Origin of the sequence: Saccharothrix variisporea (genome assembly GCF_003634995.1) — a bacterium.
Classification (GTDB): domain Bacteria; phylum Actinomycetota; class Actinomycetes; order Mycobacteriales; family Pseudonocardiaceae; genus Actinosynnema; species Actinosynnema variisporeum.
On the sequence record NZ_RBXR01000001.1, the window covers coordinates 5814494 to 5832600 of the forward strand.

General features: G+C 69.5%; 15 protein-coding genes. 14 read left to right on the forward strand and 1 reads right to left on the reverse strand.

What is annotated here, in order from left to right; genetic code table 11:
* Positions 1-77: 77 nt before the first annotated feature.
* Positions 78-800, reverse strand: coding sequence for a hypothetical protein (locus DFJ66_RS26505; protein ID WP_121224846.1), 723 nt, complete (start codon positions 798-800; stop codon positions 78-80).
* Positions 801-1065: 265 nt separating this feature from the next.
* Here DFJ66_RS26505 and rplJ point away from each other — a divergent pair, with 265 nt between their 5' ends.
* The 14 genes from rplJ to rpoB all read left to right on the forward strand — a co-directional run bounded on the left by rplJ (position 1066) and on the right by rpoB (position 18012).
* Positions 1066-1620 carry a 50S ribosomal protein L10 gene (rplJ, locus tag DFJ66_RS26510; protein WP_121224848.1) on the forward strand — a complete coding sequence of 185 codons (555 nt, stop codon included), beginning with the start codon at positions 1066-1068 and terminating at the stop codon, positions 1618-1620.
* Positions 1621-1675: 55 nt separating this feature from the next.
* Positions 1676-2062, forward strand: a complete 387-nt coding sequence (rplL, locus tag DFJ66_RS26515; RefSeq protein WP_121224850.1) for a 50S ribosomal protein L7/L12 — start codon at positions 1676-1678, stop codon at positions 2060-2062.
* 355 nt (positions 2063-2417) lie between these two features.
* Positions 2418-3527: an ABC transporter ATP-binding protein gene (locus tag DFJ66_RS26520; RefSeq protein WP_121224852.1), complete on the forward strand. Its 1110-nt coding sequence runs from the start codon at positions 2418-2420 to the stop codon at positions 3525-3527.
* Positions 3524-4309 carry an MlaE family ABC transporter permease gene (locus DFJ66_RS26525; RefSeq protein WP_121224854.1) on the forward strand — a complete coding sequence of 262 codons (786 nt, stop codon included), beginning with the start codon at positions 3524-3526 and terminating at the stop codon, positions 4307-4309. Before DFJ66_RS26520 ends, DFJ66_RS26525 begins: the two co-directional genes overlap by 4 nt.
* Position 4310: 1 nt before the next feature.
* Positions 4311-5150 (forward strand): MlaE family ABC transporter permease, encoded by an 840-nt coding sequence (locus DFJ66_RS26530; protein WP_121224856.1) that lies wholly within the window; start codon positions 4311-4313, stop codon positions 5148-5150.
* A complete protein-coding gene (locus DFJ66_RS26535; protein WP_121224858.1) occupies positions 5147-6481 on the forward strand; it encodes an MCE family protein in 1335 nt (444 codons plus the stop codon). Before DFJ66_RS26530 ends, DFJ66_RS26535 begins: the two co-directional genes overlap by 4 nt.
* Complete coding sequence (locus DFJ66_RS26540) at positions 6478-7506, forward strand: MCE family protein (RefSeq protein WP_121224860.1); 1029 nt, start codon at positions 6478-6480, stop codon at positions 7504-7506. Before DFJ66_RS26535 ends, DFJ66_RS26540 begins: the two co-directional genes overlap by 4 nt.
* Positions 7503-8513, forward strand: a complete 1011-nt coding sequence (locus tag DFJ66_RS26545) for an MCE family protein (RefSeq protein ID WP_121224862.1) — start codon at positions 7503-7505, stop codon at positions 8511-8513. Before DFJ66_RS26540 ends, DFJ66_RS26545 begins: the two co-directional genes overlap by 4 nt.
* 1 nt (position 8514) lies before the next feature.
* On the forward strand, positions 8515-9684 hold the full coding sequence (locus tag DFJ66_RS26550; RefSeq protein ID WP_121224864.1) for an MCE family protein: 1170 nt from the start codon (positions 8515-8517) through the stop codon (positions 9682-9684).
* Complete coding sequence (locus DFJ66_RS26555; protein WP_121224866.1) at positions 9681-10832, forward strand: MCE family protein; 1152 nt, start codon at positions 9681-9683, stop codon at positions 10830-10832. The genes DFJ66_RS26550 and DFJ66_RS26555 overlap by 4 nt, the downstream gene beginning before the upstream one ends.
* On the forward strand, positions 10829-12055 hold the full coding sequence (locus DFJ66_RS26560) for an MCE family protein (RefSeq protein WP_121224868.1): 1227 nt from the start codon (positions 10829-10831) through the stop codon (positions 12053-12055). Before DFJ66_RS26555 ends, DFJ66_RS26560 begins: the two co-directional genes overlap by 4 nt.
* A gap of 14 nt (positions 12056-12069) precedes the next feature.
* A complete protein-coding gene (locus DFJ66_RS26565; RefSeq protein WP_121224870.1) occupies positions 12070-12576 on the forward strand; it encodes a hypothetical protein in 507 nt (168 codons plus the stop codon).
* 15 nt (positions 12577-12591) lie between these two features.
* Positions 12592-13557, forward strand: coding sequence for a hypothetical protein (locus tag DFJ66_RS26570; protein WP_121224872.1), 966 nt, complete (start codon positions 12592-12594; stop codon positions 13555-13557).
* A 972-nt stretch (positions 13558-14529) separates the two neighbouring features.
* On the forward strand, positions 14530-18012 hold the full coding sequence (rpoB, locus tag DFJ66_RS26580) for a DNA-directed RNA polymerase subunit beta (protein WP_121224874.1): 3483 nt from the start codon (positions 14530-14532) through the stop codon (positions 18010-18012).
* Positions 18013-18107 lie beyond the last annotated feature (95 nt).

Genomic DNA, 18107 nt, shown 5'->3' on the forward strand with positions numbered 1-18107 from the left:
TTCGCGCTGTAGCTGACGAAAGCCCCTCGGCACCCCGCGTGCCGAGGGGCTTTTCGCTTGCCCTCACCTGCCTGTGGTCATCGGCCGCAGTCAGCCGGCTCGGCCTCGTAGCCGCTGATGATCCAGTAGCCGCCGCTCCGCTTGAGGGTGAACTTCCCGAGCCGAGGCCCGCCCTTGACCTCGATCTCGCACGAGCTGATGACGAAGGTGTCGCTGGTGGACGTGCGCAGCATCTCTCGCGGGTAGATCGGCCCCGAGGCGTACCCGGCCTTGTCGGTGATCTGGCCGTTGAGCTTGGTGATGGCATCGGCGCAGCTCGCGCTCTCGAACGCCTTCGCGAACTTCTGCTTGAGGGCGTCGTCCACGAACAGGTCGCAGCCGTCCGTCCTGCGGTTGTACTCGACGCTGTCGTACAGCATGGAGAGCGTCGCGGTGGGCGACTCCGACGTGAGCTTGTTGCCGGTGACGCCGCCGGGGTTCTCCACGGGCGCGCGCTCAGCCGAGTCGCTCTCGAACAGTCGGTCGTAGGCGTACGACAGCAGTAGTAGGACCACTACCAGGTACACCAGGCGTCGGAAGAGCTTGCTGCGCACCACCACCTGCCACAGCGGCTTGCGCGGGGGTGCGGCGGGTGGTGGGGGTGGGGGTGGAGGGGTGCCTGGGGGGAGGGCGGGGGTGGTGCCCTGGGCTTGTTGGAAGCGTTGGAACTCCTGGAACCGTTGGAACTCCTGGAACTGCCGGAGTTGTTCCGGGTCGATGTCCGGGGGCGGCGGCGGGTTCCGCGGGGGCTCTTCGGTCACGGGTCACATCATGCCGATTTGGTGGCTCCGGGACACATCCCGTACGCTGGTCGACGGTTCCACCAAAGACCGCTGGTCTTCCCACGCCCTCGCGGCGCGGGGACGAAGGGTTCGCTTGGCGAACGGCCCGCGCAGGAGGACGAGGTCAGCAACAGGCGCGTTCAACCGCGTCTCTTCCGCCCCGTGCTGCTGTGCACCGGGGCGTTTTTCATGCCTCCTCTTCGGCACGGCCGGCGGCTCACCGAAGCCCAGAGAGGAGGCGATCATGGCGAAGCCCAGCAAGGTTTCGGCCGTCGCCGAGCTCACGGACAAGTTCCGTGGCAGCTCGGCCGCTGTCGTCACCGAGTACCGTGGCCTCTCCATGGCGCAGCTCACCACGCTGCGTCGCGCTCTCGGCGCGGGCACCACGTACACCGTTGCGAAGAACACGCTGGTCAAGCGTGCCGCTCAGGACGCGGGCGTCGAGGGTCTGGAAGACCTGCTCGTCGGTCCGACCGCCATCGCCTTTGTCGAAGGCGAGCCGGTCGACGCGGCCAAGGCGCTGCGCGACTTCGCGAAGGACAACAAGGCCCTGGTCATCAAGGGCGGCTTCATGGACGGCCGCCCCCTCTCGGTCGACGAGGTCACCGCGATCGCGGACCTCGAGACCCGTGAGGTGCTGCTCGCCAAGCTGGCGGGCGCGATGAAGGGCAACCTGGCCAAGGCCGCGGGTCTGTTCAACGCCCCGGCTTCCCAGGTCGCTCGCCTGGCCGCTGCCCTGCAGGAGAAGAAGGCTTCGGAGGCTCCCGCCGCCGACGCCGAGGCTCCGGCCGAAAGCTGATCAACCCGACACATCGCGTCCAGTTCGGGCGTTGAATTAGAAAGGACCGCCGATCATGGCGAAGCTCAGCACCGACGAGCTGCTCGACGCGTTCAAGGAGATGACCCTCCTGGAGCTGTCGGCGTTCGTGAAGCAGTTCGAGGAGACCTTCGAGGTCACCGCCGCCGCTCCGGTCGCCGTTGCCGCCGCCGGCCCGGCCGCCGCCGCTGCCCCGGCCGAGGAGGAGAAGGACGAGTTCACCGTCGTCCTCGAGTCCGCCGGTGACAAGAAGATCCAGGTCATCAAGGTCGTCCGCGAGGTCGTCTCGGGCCTGGGCCTGAAGGAGGCCAAGGAGCTGGTCGAGTCCGCTCCGAAGCCGCTGCTGGAGAACGTGGCGAAGGACGTCGCCGACGCCGCCAAGGAGAAGCTCGAGGCCGCGGGCGCCAAGATCTCGCTCAAGTGAGCCGAGCGGCCCGCCGGTCACCCCGGTGGGTCGGCGCCTGAAAGCTGAACGCGCGACAGGGCGGGTACTCCGAGTACGGGGTGCCCGCCCTGTCGCATGCCCGCCCGCTCGTTCGCATGTCTGGCATGCCCGCACGGGGGCTGGTGGCGGTGGCCGAACGTGTGAGAAGTTCAGGTACCTGTGACTGCTGGATTGGGTGAAACGGGCGAAACGGAGATCACAGCGAACGTTACGTTTCCGTGACCGCCGCTAACCCAACTGGGGAGTAACCACGACGCGACGGGCTCGTTGCACGGGTATGGCGACCTGCTGCGCGGGTCCGCTGTGGCGTTGTGGCCGGTGACCTGGAGGTGCGATGGGCGTCGAGGTGGTCGTCGAAGGCCTGACCAAGTCCTTCGGCAAGCAGACCATCTGGCGGGACGTCACGCTCACCCTGCCGCCCGGCGAGGTCAGCGTGATGCTGGGTCCCTCCGGAACGGGCAAGTCCGTCTTCCTCAAGTCCCTGGTCGGGCTGCTCAAGCCCGAAAAGGGCCGGATCATGATCAACGGCACCGACCTGGTGCGGTGCTCCGAGCACAAGCTCTACGAGATCCGGAAGCTGTTCGGCGTCCTGTTCCAGGACGGCGCGCTGTTCGGCTCGATGAACCTGTTCGACAACGTGGCCTTCCCGCTGCGCGAGCACACCCGCAAGACCGAGGCCGAGGTCCGGCGGATCGTGCTCGAGAAGATGGAGATGGTCGGCCTCGTCGGCGCGGAGAAGAAGCTGCCCGGTGAGATCTCCGGCGGTATGCGCAAGCGCGCCGGCCTCGCCCGCGCCCTGGTGCTGGACCCGGAGATCATCCTGTGCGACGAGCCGGACTCCGGTCTGGACCCGGTCCGCACCGCCTACCTGAGCCAGCTCCTCATCGACCTGAACTCCCAGATCGACGCGACGATCCTGATCGTCACGCACAACATCACCGTCGCTCGCACGGTCCCGGACAACCTGGGCATGCTGTTCCGCCGTGAACTGGTCATGTTCGGCCCCCGCGAGGTGCTGCTGACCAGCGACGAACCCGTGGTGGAGCAGTTCCTCAACGGCCGCCGCATCGGTCCGATCGGCATGTCCGAGGAGAAGGACCAGGCCACGATGGCCGCCGAGCTCGCCCACCGGGACGCGGGCCACTCCGACGGCTCCCCGGACGAGGACGTGCGCGGCGTGGTCCCGCAGCTCGAACCGACCCCCGGCCTGCCCCCGCGCACCGCCGTGCGCCGCCGCAAGGACCGGGTCATGAGCATCATCCACACGCTGCCGCCGGAGGCGCAGCAGGGCATCATCGCGAGCCTCACGCCCGAGGAGCAGCGCCACTACCGGGTGCTGGCGACCTCCAGCCAGACGACCGTGCCGGGGGCGTCGCTGCCCGAGACGACGGTGGCCAACCGGCCGGCACCCAGTCCGTGGCCCCGGCAGGGAGGCGTGCTGTGAGCAGCCCCGCGACCTTCCCCGGCGCGGGTGCCCTGCGGGAGACGGGCCGGCTGTTCGCGCTCGGCATCGACGTCGTCCGCAACACGTTCCGCCGCCCGTTCCAGCTGCGCGAGTTCATCCAGCAGTGCTGGTTCGTGGTCAGCGTGACCGTGCTGCCCACCGCGCTGGTCTCGATCCCGTTCGGCGCGGTCATCGCGCTCCAACTGGGCTCGCTGACCCGCCAGATCGGCGCCCAGTCGTTCACCGGCGCGGCCAGCGTGCTGGCGATCATCCAGCAGGCCAGCCCGATCGTGACGGCCCTGCTCATCGCGGGTGCGGGCGGCAGTGCGATCTGCGCGGACCTGGGCTCGCGCAAGATCCGCGAGGAGATCGACGCGATGGAGGTGCTGGGCGTCTCGCCGATCCAGCGCCTGGTCGTGCCGCGGGTGCTGGCCGCGATGCTGGTCAGCGTCCTGCTCAACGGCATGGTCAGCGTCGTCGGCGTGATGGGCGGCTACTTCTTCAACGTGATCCTCCAGGACGGCACGCCCGGCGCGTACCTGGCGAGCTTCAGCGCCCTGGCGCAGCTGCCGGACCTGTGGATCTCCGAGATCAAGGCGTTGATCTTCGGCTTCATCGCGGGCATCGTCGCGGCCTACCGGGGCCTGAACCCGGCGGGCGGTCCGAAGGGCGTGGGCGACGCGGTGAACCAGGCCGTGGTCATCACGTTCCTGCTGCTGTTCTTCGTGAACTTCGTCCTCACCACGATCTACCTCCAGGTCGTCCCGGCGAAGGGGAGCTGAGATGGCCACGATCGGCAACCGCGCGCGCAAGGCCGCCAACGCGCCGCTGAACATGCTGGACACGTTCGGCGACCAGCTGTGGTTCTACCTGCGCGCCCTGGCGTGGGCGCCGCGCACGCTGCACCGCTACCTGCGCGAGACGCTCCGGCTGCTGGCCGAGGTCAGCTTCGGCTCGGGCGCGCTGGCGGTCATCGGCGGCACCATCGGCGTGATGGTCGGCCTGTCGGTGTTCACCGGCACGGTCGTCGGCCTCCAGGGCTTCGCGGCCCTGAACCAGATCGGCACGTCGGCGTTCGCGGGCTTCGTGTCGGCCTACTTCAACACCCGCGAGATCGCGCCGCTGGTGGCCGGTCTCGCGCTGAGCGCCACGGTCGGCTCGGGCTTCACCGCCCAGCTCGGCGCGATGCGGATCTCCGAGGAGATCGACGCGCTGGAGGTCATGGGCATCCCGAGCATGCCGTTCCTGGTGACGACCCGGATCATCGCGGGCTTCATCGCGATCATCCCGCTCTACGTGATCGGCCTGCTGACGTCCTACCTGGCGGCGCGGCTCATCACGGTCGAGCTATATGGGCAGTCAGCAGGCACGTATGACCACTACTTCAACCTGTTCCTACCCCCGATCGACGTGCTCTGGTCGTTCGGCAAGGTCCTCGTCTTCTCGGTCGTCATCATCCTGACGCACTGCTACTACGGCTACCGGGCGTCCGGCGGCCCGGCGGGCGTGGGTGTCGCGGTCGGCCGCGCGGTGCGCACCGCGATCGTCACGACGAGCCTGCTGGACTTCTTCCTGAGCATGGCCATCTGGGGCACGACGACCACGGTGAGGATCGCCGGATGATCACCCGCAGGCTCCTGGGCGTCGTCTTCCTCGCGGTGATCGCCCTGTTCCTCAGCCTCACCGTCGCGCTGTACAACGACGCCTTCACCAAGGTCGTCAAGGTGACGCTGAAGACCGACCGGGTCGGCAACCAGCTCCAGCTCGCCTCGGACGTGAAGGTGCGCGGGCTGATCGTCGGCGAGGTCTCCGACATCCGCACCGAGGGCGACGGCGCCGTGCTGGAACTGGCGCTGCACCCCGACCAGGTCGCCAACATCCCCGGCAACGTCTCGGCGCGCCTGCTGCCCAAGACGCTGTTCGGCGAGCGGTACGTGAACCTGGTCGTGCCCAAGCAGCCCGACCTCGGCAACCACCTCGACCAGGGCGACGTCATCGAGCAGGACCGGTCCAGCAGCGCGATCGAGCTGGAGCGGGTGCTGGACGACCTCCTGCCCGTGCTCCAGGCGGTGCAGCCGGAGAAGCTGGCCACCACGCTGACCGCCGTCTCGCAGGCCCTGGACAACCGGGGCAAGCAGCTCGGCCAGACCCTGGTCCAGCTCGACGGCTACCTGGGCGAGCTCAACCCGCAGCTGCCCGCGATCAAGCAGGGCATCAGCAAGCTGGCCGAGGTCTCCGACGTCTACGCCGACGCCGCGCCCGACCTGGTGCAGGCCTTGTCCGACGCCACGGTCACCAGCCGCACGCTGGTCGACCAGCGGGACAAGCTGCTGGCCATGTACGGCACGCTGACGACCACGAGCGTGGACCTGAACAGCTTCATCACGGTGAACCGGAACAACCTGATCCAGCTCGCCGACGTGTCCCGGCCGACGCTGGAGCTGCTGGCCAAGTACGCGCCCGAGTACCCGTGCCTGCTCAAGGGCCTGACCGAGTTCAAGCCGATCATGGACCAGGTGTTCGGCAAGGGCACCAACGAGCCGGGCCTGCACATCACGCTGGAGATCACCGCCAACCGCGGCAAGTACGAGCCGGGCAAGGACGACCCGGAGTACGCCGACAAGCGCGGCCCCCGCTGCTACGACATCGTGCCCCGGCCCGACCCGTTCCCCCAGTACCCGCCGGAGGGCCCGGTGAAGGACGGCTCGACGTCCCCGCCGCCCGCGCGCAACGCGACCGACGGCACGCTGCCGCCCAACACGGGCCAGATCAACCCGGACGGCACCGTGGTCTCGTCCGTGGTCGACGCCCCGAGCCTCGCGAACTCGCCGCAGGAGATGGACTTCCTCGCGGCCCTGCTGGCGCCGCAGTTCGGGTTCCAGAAGTCGGAGATGCCCAGCTTCACGGCCCTGCTGCTGGGGCCGCTGTACCGGGGAGCGGAGGTGACGGTGTGAGGTCGCTCGCCGCACCCCTGATCAAGCTGGCCATCTTCGCCGCCGTCACGGTCCTGGCGACCGCGCTGCTGGCCGTGACCATCGCGAACGTCAACTTCAGCGCCGCCACCACCTACACGGCCCGGTTCACCGACGTCACCGCCCTGAACGAGGGCGACGACATCCGCATCGCGGGCGTCCGGGTGGGTCAGGTGCAGGACATCCGGGTGGTGGACCGGCGGCTGGCGGAGGTCGAGTTCTCGCTGGAGGGCGAGCGCCGGCTGCCGTCCTCGGCGACCGCGACCATCAAGTACCGCAACCTGGTCGGCCAGCGGTACATCGCGCTGGAGCACGGCGTGGGTGACGCGTCCCCGCTCAAGCCCGGCGACGTGATCCCGCTGGAGCGCACCAAGCCCGCGCTGGACCTGACCGTGCTGTTCAACGGCTTCAAGCCGCTGTTCCAGGCGCTCAACCCGGACGACGTCAACAAGCTGTCGAACGAGATCATCCAGGTCCTCCAGGGCGAGGGCGGCACGATCGACAGCCTGTTGCGGCACACCGCGTCGCTGACCTCGACCCTGGCGAGCCGGGACAAGGTGATCGGCGAGGTCATCACCAACTTGAACACCGTTCTGGACACCGTGAACAGCCGTACGGACCAGGTCTCGACGCTCGTCTCGACCCTCCAGGAGCTGACCACGGGCCTGGCGGGGGACCGGCAGCCCATCGGCGAGGCGATCTCCGCGCTCGGCGACCTGACCGGCACCACTGCGGGCCTGCTCAACGAGGCCCGTGAGCCGCTGAAGAACGACATCGCCCGCCTGGGCGTGGTGTCCCAGACGCTGGCCGACAACGAAGCCGTGGTCGAGGGCGTCATCCAGCGGCTGCCGGCCAAGATCGAGGGCATGGCGCGCACCGCGTCCTACGGCTCCTGGTTCAACTTCTTCCTGTGCGAGGGCACGGGCCAGATCGCCGTCCCGCCGATCATCAACGACCCGATCCCGATCACCGCCCTGCCCGTCACACAGCCGAGGTGCCGCCGGTGAAACCCGAACGGAATCCGGTGACCATCGGCGCGGTCAGCCTGACCGTGATCGCGCTGCTGCTGCTCGCCGCCTTCTACTCCGACGACCTGCCGATCATCGGCGGCGGCACCACCTACCAGGCCGAGTTCAGCGAGGCCGCGGGTCTGGTGCCGAGCAACGAGGTGCGGGTCGCGGGCGTCAAGGTCGGCAAGGTGACCGACGTCGAGCTGGCCGGCGACAAGGTGCTGGTGTCGTTCAAGGTCAAGGACGCCTGGGTGGGCGACCGGACCACCGCGGTCATCCGGATCAAGACGCTGCTGGGGCAGAAGTTCCTGGCCCTGGACCCGCAGGGGTCCGAGCCGATGGACCCGGGCAAGCCGATCCCGCGCGAGCGCACCCTGGCGCCCTACGACGTGCAGGAAGCGTTCAACGGCCTCGCCTCCACGGTCGGCCAGATCGACACCAAGCAGCTCGCGGACAGCTTCCAGGTCCTGTCGGAGACCCTCGACGGCACCAAGGACAGCGTCCGGGGCGCGCTGGACGGCCTGTCCGCGCTGTCCAAGACGATCTCCTCGCGCGACGAGCAGCTGGCGAAGCTGCTGGCCAACACCCGGCAGGTCACGCAGACCCTGGCCGACCGCAACGAGCAGTTCGAGAAGCTGCTCGCGGACGGCAACCTGCTGCTGGGCGAGCTGCGCAAGCGCCGGGACGCCATCGGCGCGCTGCTGAGCGGCACCCGTGAGCTGTCCCAGGAGCTGACCGGCCTGGTCGCGGACAACAACGCCCAGCTCAAGCCCGCCCTGGAGCAGCTGGACCGGGTGTCCACGATGCTCCAGCGCAACCAGGACACGCTCAGCCGCAGCCTCGCGCTGATGGCCCCGTTCTACCGGGTGTTCGCCAACACCCTGGGCAACGGCCGCTGGTTCGACTCCTACATCTGTGGCCTGCTGCCGCCGTCGGTGAACCTCGGCGTGGTCGGCTTCAACGAAGAGGGCTGCCTGCCCCCCGGCGTGCAGAGGGGGAACTGACGTGGCAACGACGAAGGTCGGACGTGACCTGGGCCGCGCGGTCGCGATCGCGTGCGTGCTCGCGCTCGTCGCCGCCGTGGGCATGTGGTGGGCGTTCGCCGGCGCGAACAGCCGGAAGGTGACGGCGTTGTTCGGCGCGGCGGTCGGCGTGTACCCGGGCTCGGACGTGCGCGTGCTGGGCGTGCGGATCGGGTCCATCGACGAGGTCGAACCGCAGGGCAAGCTGGTCAAGGTCACCATGTCGATCGACCGGACGGTCAAGGTCCCGGCGACCGCGCAGGCCGTCGTGGTCGCGCCCAGCGTGGTCAGCGACCGGTACGTCCAGCTCGCCCCCGCCTACACGGCCGGTCCGGCGCTGGGCGACGGCGCGGTCATCCCGCGTGAGCGCACCGCCACCCCGGTCGAGCTGGACGAGCTCTACGCGAGCCTGGAGAAGCTGACCACCGCGCTCGGCCCGAACGGCGCCAACAAGGACGGCGCCCTGTCGGACCTGCTGGACTCGGCCGCCGCGAACCTCGACGGCAACGGCAAGGCGCTCGGCGACACCATCAAGCAGCTCGGCGACGCCACCCGCACGCTGTCCGGCTCGAAGGACGACCTGTTCGGCACGGTCGACAACCTCCAGAAGTTCACCGGCATGCTGGCCGCCAACGACAGCCAGGTGCGCGACCTGAACCGGCAGCTCGCCGAGGTCGCCGGGTTCCTCGCCGACGAGCGCGAGAACCTGGGCGCGGCGCTGACCGAGCTGGCGAACGCGCTGGGCCAGGTGCAGGGGTTCATCCGGGACAACCGGGCGATCCTCAAGACCAACGTGGACAAGCTGACCGGCATCACGCAGGTGCTGGTGGACCAGCGGGCCGCGCTGGCCGAGACCCTGGACGTCGCCCCGCTGGCCCTGGGCAACCTCCAGAACGCCTACAACGCGGCGTCGGGCACGCTCGACGTCCGCGCCGACCTCAACGAGCTCAACCAGCCGCCGATCGTGCTGGTGTGCAAGCTGATCCAGTCCGTCGAACCGGGCAAGGTGCCGCTGGTGCTGTCGCAGGCGTGCAAGCAGCTCGAACCGATCCTGTCCGGCGCGGTGCCGCTCAAGACCCCGGCCGAGGTGCTCAGCGACATGTCCCAGGGCAAGGTGCCGCTGCCCCTGCCGCTCGCGGGGGTGCCGCAATGAGGAAGATCGTGGGTTTCGTGGCCGGCGCACTGCTGCTGACGGGCTGCGGGTCGGGCGGGTTCGACGGCGTCTACAACATGCCGCTGCCCGGCGGCGCCGACCTGGGCGACCGGCCGTACGCGGTGAAGGTGCAGTTCAAGGACGTCCTGGACCTCGTGCCCCAGGCCGGCGTGAAGGTCAACGACGTGCCCGTGGGCCGCGTCGACCGCATCGACCTGGCCGCCGACGGCTGGACCGCCGAGGTGACCGTCCTGGTCAACGGGGACGTCAAGCTGCCCGCCAACGCCATCGCCAAGCTGCGCCAGTCCGCGCTGCTCGGCGAGAAGTACGTGGAGCTGGCCAAGCCGGCGCAGGGCCGCGAGGAGGGCACGCTGGCCGACGGCGCGACCATCCCGGTGGAGCGGACCAACCGCAACCCGGAGGTCGAGGAGGTCTTCGGCGCGCTGTCCATGCTGCTCAACGGCGGTGGCATCGCCCAGCTCCAGAACATCAGCAAGGAGCTCAGCGCGGCCCTGGAGGGCAACGAGCCCGAGGTCAAGTCCCTGCTGACCAACCTGAACACGCTGGTCGGCGAGCTGGACGGGCACAAGACCGAGATCACCCGCGCGCTGGACGGCGTGAACCGGCTCGCGGGCACGCTCAGCGCCCAGCGCGACCAGATCGGCGGCGTGCTGGAGGGGCTGGAGCCCGGCCTGAAGGTGCTCAGCGAGCAGCGCACCCAGCTGGTGACCCTGCTGCAGTCGCTGGACTCGCTGGCCGACGTCGCCGTGGACACCATCGACAAGTCCAAGGCGGACGTCGTCGCCGACCTCAAGGCGCTGGAGCCGACGCTGCAGAAGCTGGTCGAGGCGGGCACCAACCTGCCCAACGCGTTCGAGCTGCTGCTGACCTACCCGTTCCCGGACTCGGCGATGGACGGCATCAAGGGCGACTACACCAACCTCTACGCCGACCTCGACCTGAACCTGGGCACGATCGTGGACAACCTGGGCCGGTCGCGGCAGAGCCCGCTGCCCACCCTCCCCGGCCTGGACGGCAACGCGCCGTCCCTGCCCCTGCCGCTGCCCAACCTGCCCCTGCCCGGTGTGGGCGGCACCACCGGCCTCGGTGACGTGCTCGGCGGACTCCTCGGAGGTGGTCGGCGATGATGACCGCCCGGACCCGGCTCCAGATCATCGCGTTCGTGCTGATCGCGCTGGTCGGCGTGAGCTACGTGGGCGCGCGGTACGTCGGCCTCGGCCGGGCGTTCGGCGCGACCGGGTACGTGGTGAAGATGCAGCTCGCCGACTCCGGCGGCGTGTTCACCAACGCCGAGGTCACCTACCGGGGCGTGACGGTCGGTCGGGTCGGCCAGATGCGGCTGACCGCCGACGGCATCGAGGTCGACCTGGACATCGACCCCGACGCGCCGCGCATCTCCGCCGACCTGGAGGCCGTGGTCGCCAACCGGTCCGCGGTCGGCGAGCAGTTCGTCGACCTGCGCCCGCGCGGCGAGGACGGCCCGTACCTGGCGGCCGGCTCGGTCATCCCGCGCAGCGCGACCAAGACCCCGCCGCCGGTGGACGGGCTGCTGACCAACCTGGACGCGTTCGCCAAATCCGTGCCGACCGACTCGCTGCGCACCGTCGTGGACGAGCTGGACCAGGCGTTCAACGGCACCGGGCCCGACCTCCAGGTGCTGCTGGACAACACCCGCGTGTTCACCGAGGCCGCCACGCAGAACCTGCCGCAGACCAAGGCGTTGATCAACGACGGCCTCGTCGTGCTGACCACGCAGGCGTCCCAGGGCAGCTCGATCCGGTCGTTCTCCGGCGACCTGCGGGCGCTGGCCGAGACCCTGAAGAACCGCGACGCCGACCTGCGCGCCCTCATCGGCATCTCGCCGCAGGCCGCCGAGCAGCTGTCGGCGCTGCTGCGGGAGACCGGGCCGAACCTCGGCGTGGTCCTGGCCAACCTGCTGACCACCGGCAACATCCTGGTGACCAGGCTGGACGGGCTGGAGCAGATCGCCGTGACCTACCCGATCGCGGTCGGCGGCGGCTTCAGCGTGGCCAAGGGCGACGGCACCGGCGCCCACTTCGGCCTCGCGCTCAACGTCTTCGACCCGCCGCCGTGCACCGTCGGCTACGAGGGCACCCGCATCCGGCAGGGCACCGACACCAGTCCCGTGGGGCTCAACGCCGGGGCCTACTGCGCCCTGGCACCCGGTAGCGCGACCAGCGTGCGCGGCGCGCAGAATGCGCCGTACGGTGGCACCCCGGGTACTCCGAAGGGCGACGAGACGTCCCAGCCGGGGCGGGAGCCGACTGGGCAGCAGGGCGAGCCGGTGGTCCTGACCAGCCTGGGACAGCTGCTCGGGCTGCCGGGCTGAGCGGAGAGGACATCGTGCGACGTTTCTTCCTGCCGATCGCGGCCGTGCTGGTCGTGCTCGCCGCCGGCTACGCCACCTGGGCCGGGGTGTCCTGGTGGAACGCCTCCACCAACGACTCGGCGGCCTTCGCGCGCGAGCGGGAGGAGGTGCTGCGGGTGGGCCAGGTCGGCATCGCGAACTTCACGACCCTGGACTACAAGAAGGTCGACGACGACCTCAACCGGTGGGTCGAGACGTCCACCGGCGACCTGCGCACCGAGATCGAGAACGGGCGCGCGAGCCGCAAGAAGCAGATCGAGGACGCCAAGACCGTGACGGTGAGCCGGGTCCTCGACGCGGCCGTCACCGACCTCGACCGGCACGCGGGCAAGGCCCGGGTGATCGCCGTGGTCGAGACGACGGTGACGCCGGAGGGCGGCCAGCCGGTCAAGAAGGTCAACCGCTACCAGACCGCCCTGTCCCGCACCGACGCCGGCTGGAAGCTCAGCGCGCTCGGCCCGGTCGCGCCCGGTGGCGCCTGAAGTTAGGAACGACTCGTGCCCCCGTCACGCCGCCGCCCCGTCCCGTCGCCCCCGACCGGCCGCCCGAAGGTCGCCGGCCTGCGCAAGCGCGCCGACCAGCCGCCGGTCCCGGACTCGCAGGTGGAGTCGCAGGTCTCGGCCGAGGACGTCGAGCCGTCGCCCTTCGTGGACGCGGTCCCCGAGGGCTCCGCTCCGGAGGCCCCCGCCGGTCCCGGCTCGGCCGCCACCGGCTCGACCGCTGCCCGCTCCGCCGCTGCGGGCTCTACCGCCCGCCGTTCGGGTGCTGCCGGCTCGACCGCCGCCGACGCCGCGGACGGCCCGGGACCGCGTCCCGGCCGCCGCCCGACCGGCCGCAAGCGCTCCGGGGCACCGGTCCCGACCTCGGCCGACGACTTCGCCCAGGCCTTCGCCCGGTCGCACGCCGAGGCCGGGGCCCGGCCCGCCCGGGACGGTGGCCTGGTGCTGCCGATCGTGCTGGTGCTGGTGGCGGCGGTGCTGGTGGGGTTGGGCGTGTGGTTCCAGCTGCGCGCCGGGCAGGTGAAGTACAACCAGGCCCTGGTCGACAGCGCCGGCACCACCGCGGTCGCGGGCCAGGTGCGGGAGGCGGTCGAGAAGTCGTTCTCGTACAACTTCGCGGACGTGGCCGCCACCGAGAAGGCGGCGAACGAGCTGCTGGTCGGCAAGGCGAAGTGCCAGTACAACGCGATCTTCGGCCCCGTGAAGACGCTCGCGCCGGAGCAGAAGCTGGTGGTCACGGTGAAGGCCGTGTCGACCGGTGTGACCAGCCTGGACGGCGACCGGGCGACCGTGCTGCTGTTCGTGGACCAGGTCACGACCCGGACGACGGACAACCAGAGCGGCGGCGGCATCGCCATGATGCGGGCCGGCGCGCAGAAGGTCGACGGGCGCTGGAAGGTCGACAACATGGAGATGTTCGGCGCGGCGGCGGACCAGTCGGCAGCCCTGGCCAAGTGCAACTGACCGACCGCGCACGGTAGCGGCGGTCCTTGGCCTGGGCCGCGCGGGCCGGGCCGGGCCGGGCTGGGCTGGGCTTGGGCCGCGTTGAGCCGGGCCGCGTTGAGCCGGGCCGGGCTGGGCGGGGCCGCGTTGAGCCGGCCCGCGTTGGGCGGGGCCGCGCTGGGCGAGGCCGGGCTAAGCCGGCCGGGCTGGCTGGGCGGGGCCGGGCTGGGCCGCGTTAAGCGCGGGATGTGCTGAGAGCGAGGTGGCGACGGCCCGCTGCTGCCGTTGTCGCCCGGCGCGGGTCGCCGCCCACGCCGGACACCTGCCCTTCGCACCCGCCGGCCCCGCTGCTCGCCGACCTCTCGCGTCCCGTCCCCGTCCCTCTCGCCGACCGCGTCTTGGTACCCGCGCGCACTCCGCCGAAACGCGTGGGCGCGGCCTCCGGCCCCCGCTTCCATGATCGCACGCACCACCGACAATTCCGCGCGTGCGCGTCGCGGGGGTAGTCGTTCGGTCGCTCAGCGTGTGCGGTAGGTTCATGATCATCGGTAACGGGTTCGCCGGGGGTCGAAACCGCGTTGTGCAACGGGGTAGTACAGTGATCTCCGCCACACTTTCGCGCCGGTGACTGAACGGAATCGGCGGACCTTCCCGAAGGGCGAACAAGACCAGCCAACAGTTCACCGGGCGCCACACCCGTGTAATTCCGCAGGTCAGCGCGGTAACGCGGCGTGAACACCGCTTGCGCCACGCGAGTGATCGCCGCGTGGCATCTTGACTGACGGCGTCGGCGGGGTCACTCTGTCGGTGACGACGAGAAAGGTCCTTCCAGGTGCCTCTCGACAGTTGGCGTGCGCGTGGCTAGACTGCCCCTTTGCGCTGCCCTCTTTCCGTTTGCCCTTCGCCGAGAGCTGGATTGCCGGGCATCGCCGCACCCTTGACAGCCGTGCTAGTCCGCTGCTAGCCAGCTACCTGTCCCTGGAAGGACGCATCTTGGCGATCTCTCGCGCGACCAAGGCCACTGCTGCGACCAACTCCACGTCGGGGATTCCCGGAGCGCCGAAGCGAGTTTCGTTCGCGAAGATCCACGAGCCGCTTCAGACGCCCAACCTGCTGGACCTCCAGATCCAGTCCTTCGAATGGCTCACCGGCGACGAGGCGTGGTTCCAGCGCCGCGTCGACGAAGGTGACGAGACCCCCACCAGCGGCCTCGAAGAGGTCCTGAACGAGATCTCGCCCATCGAGGACTTCTCCGGCTCGATGTCGCTCTCCTTCTCCGACCCGCGCTTCGACGAGGTCAAGGCCTCGACCGAGGAGTGCAAGGACAAGGACATGACGTACGCGGCCCCGCTGTTCGTCACGGCGGAGTTCACCAACCACACCACCGGCGAGATCAAGAGCCAGACGGTGTTCATGGGTGACTTCCCGATGATGACGGACAAGGGCACGTTCATCATCAACGGCACCGAGCGGGTCGTCGTGTCCCAGCTCGTCCGGTCGCCCGGTGTCTACTTCGACACCGCGATCGACAAGACGACCGACAAGGACGTCTTCAGCGTCAAGATCATCCCTTCGCGGGGTGCCTGGCTGGAGTTCGACGTCGACAAGCGCGACACCGTCGGCGTCCGCATCGACCGCAAGCGCCGGCAGCCGGTCACGGTGCTGCTCAAGGCCCTGGGCTGGACGACCGAGCAGATCCGGGAGCGGTTCTCCTTCTCGGAGACGCTGCTGACCACCCTGGAGAAGGACCACACCGCCGGCACCGACGAGGCGTTGCTCGACATCTACCGGAAGCTGCGTCCGGGCGAGCCGCCGACGAAGGAGTCCGCGCAGGCGCTGCTGGAGAACCTGTTCTTCAAGGACAAGCGCTACGACCTGGCCAAGGTGGGCCGCTACAAGGTCAACAAGAAGCTGGGCCTGGACATCCCGATCGCCACGGGCGTCCTGACCGAGGACGACATCGTCACGACGATCGAGTACCTGGTCCGCCTGCACGCCGGTGAGACCAGCATGCAGCCCGGCGAGACCGAGGTGCCGGTCGAGGTCGACGACATCGACCACTTCGGCAACCGCCGCCTGCGCACCGTCGGCGAGCTGATCCAGAACCAGATCCGGGTCGGCCTGTCCCGCATGGAGCGCGTCGTGCGCGAGCGCATGACGACCCAGGACGTCGAGGCCATCACGCCGCAGACCCTGATCAACATCCGCCCGGTCGTGGCGGCGATCAAGGAGTTCTTCGGCACCTCCCAGCTGTCGCAGTTCATGGACCAGACGAACCCGCTGGCGGGCCTGACCCACAAGCGTCGCCTGTCGGCGCTGGGCCCCGGTGGTCTGTCCCGTGAGCGGGCCGGCATGGAGGTCCGCGACGTCCACCCGTCGCACTACGGCCGCATGTGCCCGATCGAGACGCCGGAAGGCCCGAACATCGGTCTGATCGGCTCGCTGTCCTCCTACGGGCGGGTCAACCCGTTCGGCTTCATCGAGACGCCGTACCGCAAGGTCGTCGACGGCCGGGTCACCGACCAGATCGACTACCTGACCGCGGACGAGGAAGACCGCTACGTCAAGGCGCAGGCCAACGCCAAGATCGACGACGAGGGCAACTTCCTCGAGGACCGCGTCCTGGTCCGCAAGAAGGGCGGCGAGGTCGAGCAGATCGACCCCAAGGACGTCGACTACATGGACGTCTCCCCGCGCCAGATGGTGTCGGCGGCGACCGCCATGATCCCCTTCCTCGAGCACGACGACGCCAACCGCGCCCTGATGGGCGCGAACATGCAGCGCCAGGCCGTGCCGCTGCTCCGCTCCGAGTCGCCGCTGGTCGGCACCGGCATGGAGCTGCGCGCCGCGGTCGACGCCGGTGACGTCGTGGTGGCCAAGAAGACCGGTGTGGTCGAGGAGATCTCCGCCGACTACGTCACGGTCATGGCCGACGACGGCTCGCGGCAGACCTACGGCCTGCACAAGTTCCGCCGCTCCAACCAGGGCACCTGCATCAACCAGAAGCCCATCGTCAACGAGGGCGACCGGGTGCAGGAGGGCCAGGTCCTGGCCGACGGGCCGTGCACCGAGAACGGCGAGATGGCGCTGGGCAAGAACCTGCTCGTCGCGATCATGCCGTGGGAGGGCCACAACTACGAGGACGCGATCATCCTGTCGCAGCGCCTCGTGCAGGACGACGTCCTGACCTCGATCCACATCGAGGAGCACGAGATCGACGCGCGGGACACCAAGCTGGGCGCCGAGGAGATCACCCGGGACATCCCGAACGTCTCCGAGGAGGTCCTGGCCGACCTCGACGAGCGGGGCATCATCCGCATCGGCGCCGAGGTCCAGCCGGGCGACATCCTGGTCGGCAAGGTCACGCCCAAGGGCGAGACCGAGCTGACCCCGGAGGAGCGCCTGCTGCGCGCGATCTTCGGCGAGAAGGCCCGCGAGGTGCGCGACACGTCCCTGAAGGTGCCGCACGGCGAGTACGGCAAGGTCATCGGCATCCGCGTGTTCTCCCGCGAGGACGACGACGAGCTGCCCCCCGGCGTGAACGAGCTGGTCCGCGTCTACGTGGCCCAGAAGCGCAAGATCCAGGACGGCGACAAGCTCGCCGGCCGCCACGGCAACAAGGGCGTCATCGGCAAGATCCTCCCCGTCGAGGACATGCCGTTCCTGGAGGACGGCACCCCGGTGGACATCGTGCTGAACACGCACGGCGTGCCGCGTCGTATGAACATCGGCCAGGTGCTGGAGACCCACCTCGGGTGGATCGCCAAGCAGGGCTGGAGCATCAACGGCGACCCGGACTGGGCGAAGAACCTCCCCGCCGAGCTGTACGAGGTCGAGCCGGGCACGAAGACCGCCACCCCGGTCTTCGACGGCGCCCGCGAGGACGAGATCACCGGTCTGCTGGGCTCCACCATCCCCAACCGCGACGGCGTGCGGATGGTCAAGGAGAACGGCAAGGCGCAGCTGTTCGACGGCCGCAGCGGTGAGCCCTACCCGTTCCCGGTGTCGGTCGGCTACATGTACATCCTGAAGCTGCTGCACCTGGTGGACGACAAGATCCACGCCCGCTCCACCGGCCCGTACTCGATGATCACCCAGCAGCCGCTCGGTGGTAAGGCGCAGTTCGGTGGTCAGCGCTTCGGTGAGATGGAGTGCTGGGCGATGCAGGCCTACGGCGCGGCCTACACGCTGCAGGAGCTGCTGACCATCAAGTCCGACGACGTGCTCGGCCGCGTGAAGGTCTACGAGGCCATCGTCAAGGGCGAGAACATCCCGGAGCCGGGCATCCCGGAGTCCTTCAAGGTGCTGCTCAAGGAGCTGCAGTCGCTGTGCCTCAACGTCGAGGTGCTGTCCTCGGACGGCGCCGCGATCGAGATGCGCGACGGCGACGACGAAGACCTCGAACGCGCGGCGGCGAACCTCGGCATCAACCTGTCGCGGTCCGAGTCGCCGTCCGTGGACGACGTCGTCAACTAACACCTCGCCGGTCGGGCGGGGGACGCCTCCCGCATCCCCCGCCCGACCCCGCCACCAGCTCCTTCAGCTAAGCCCCTCGCAGGGCAACCGAATCA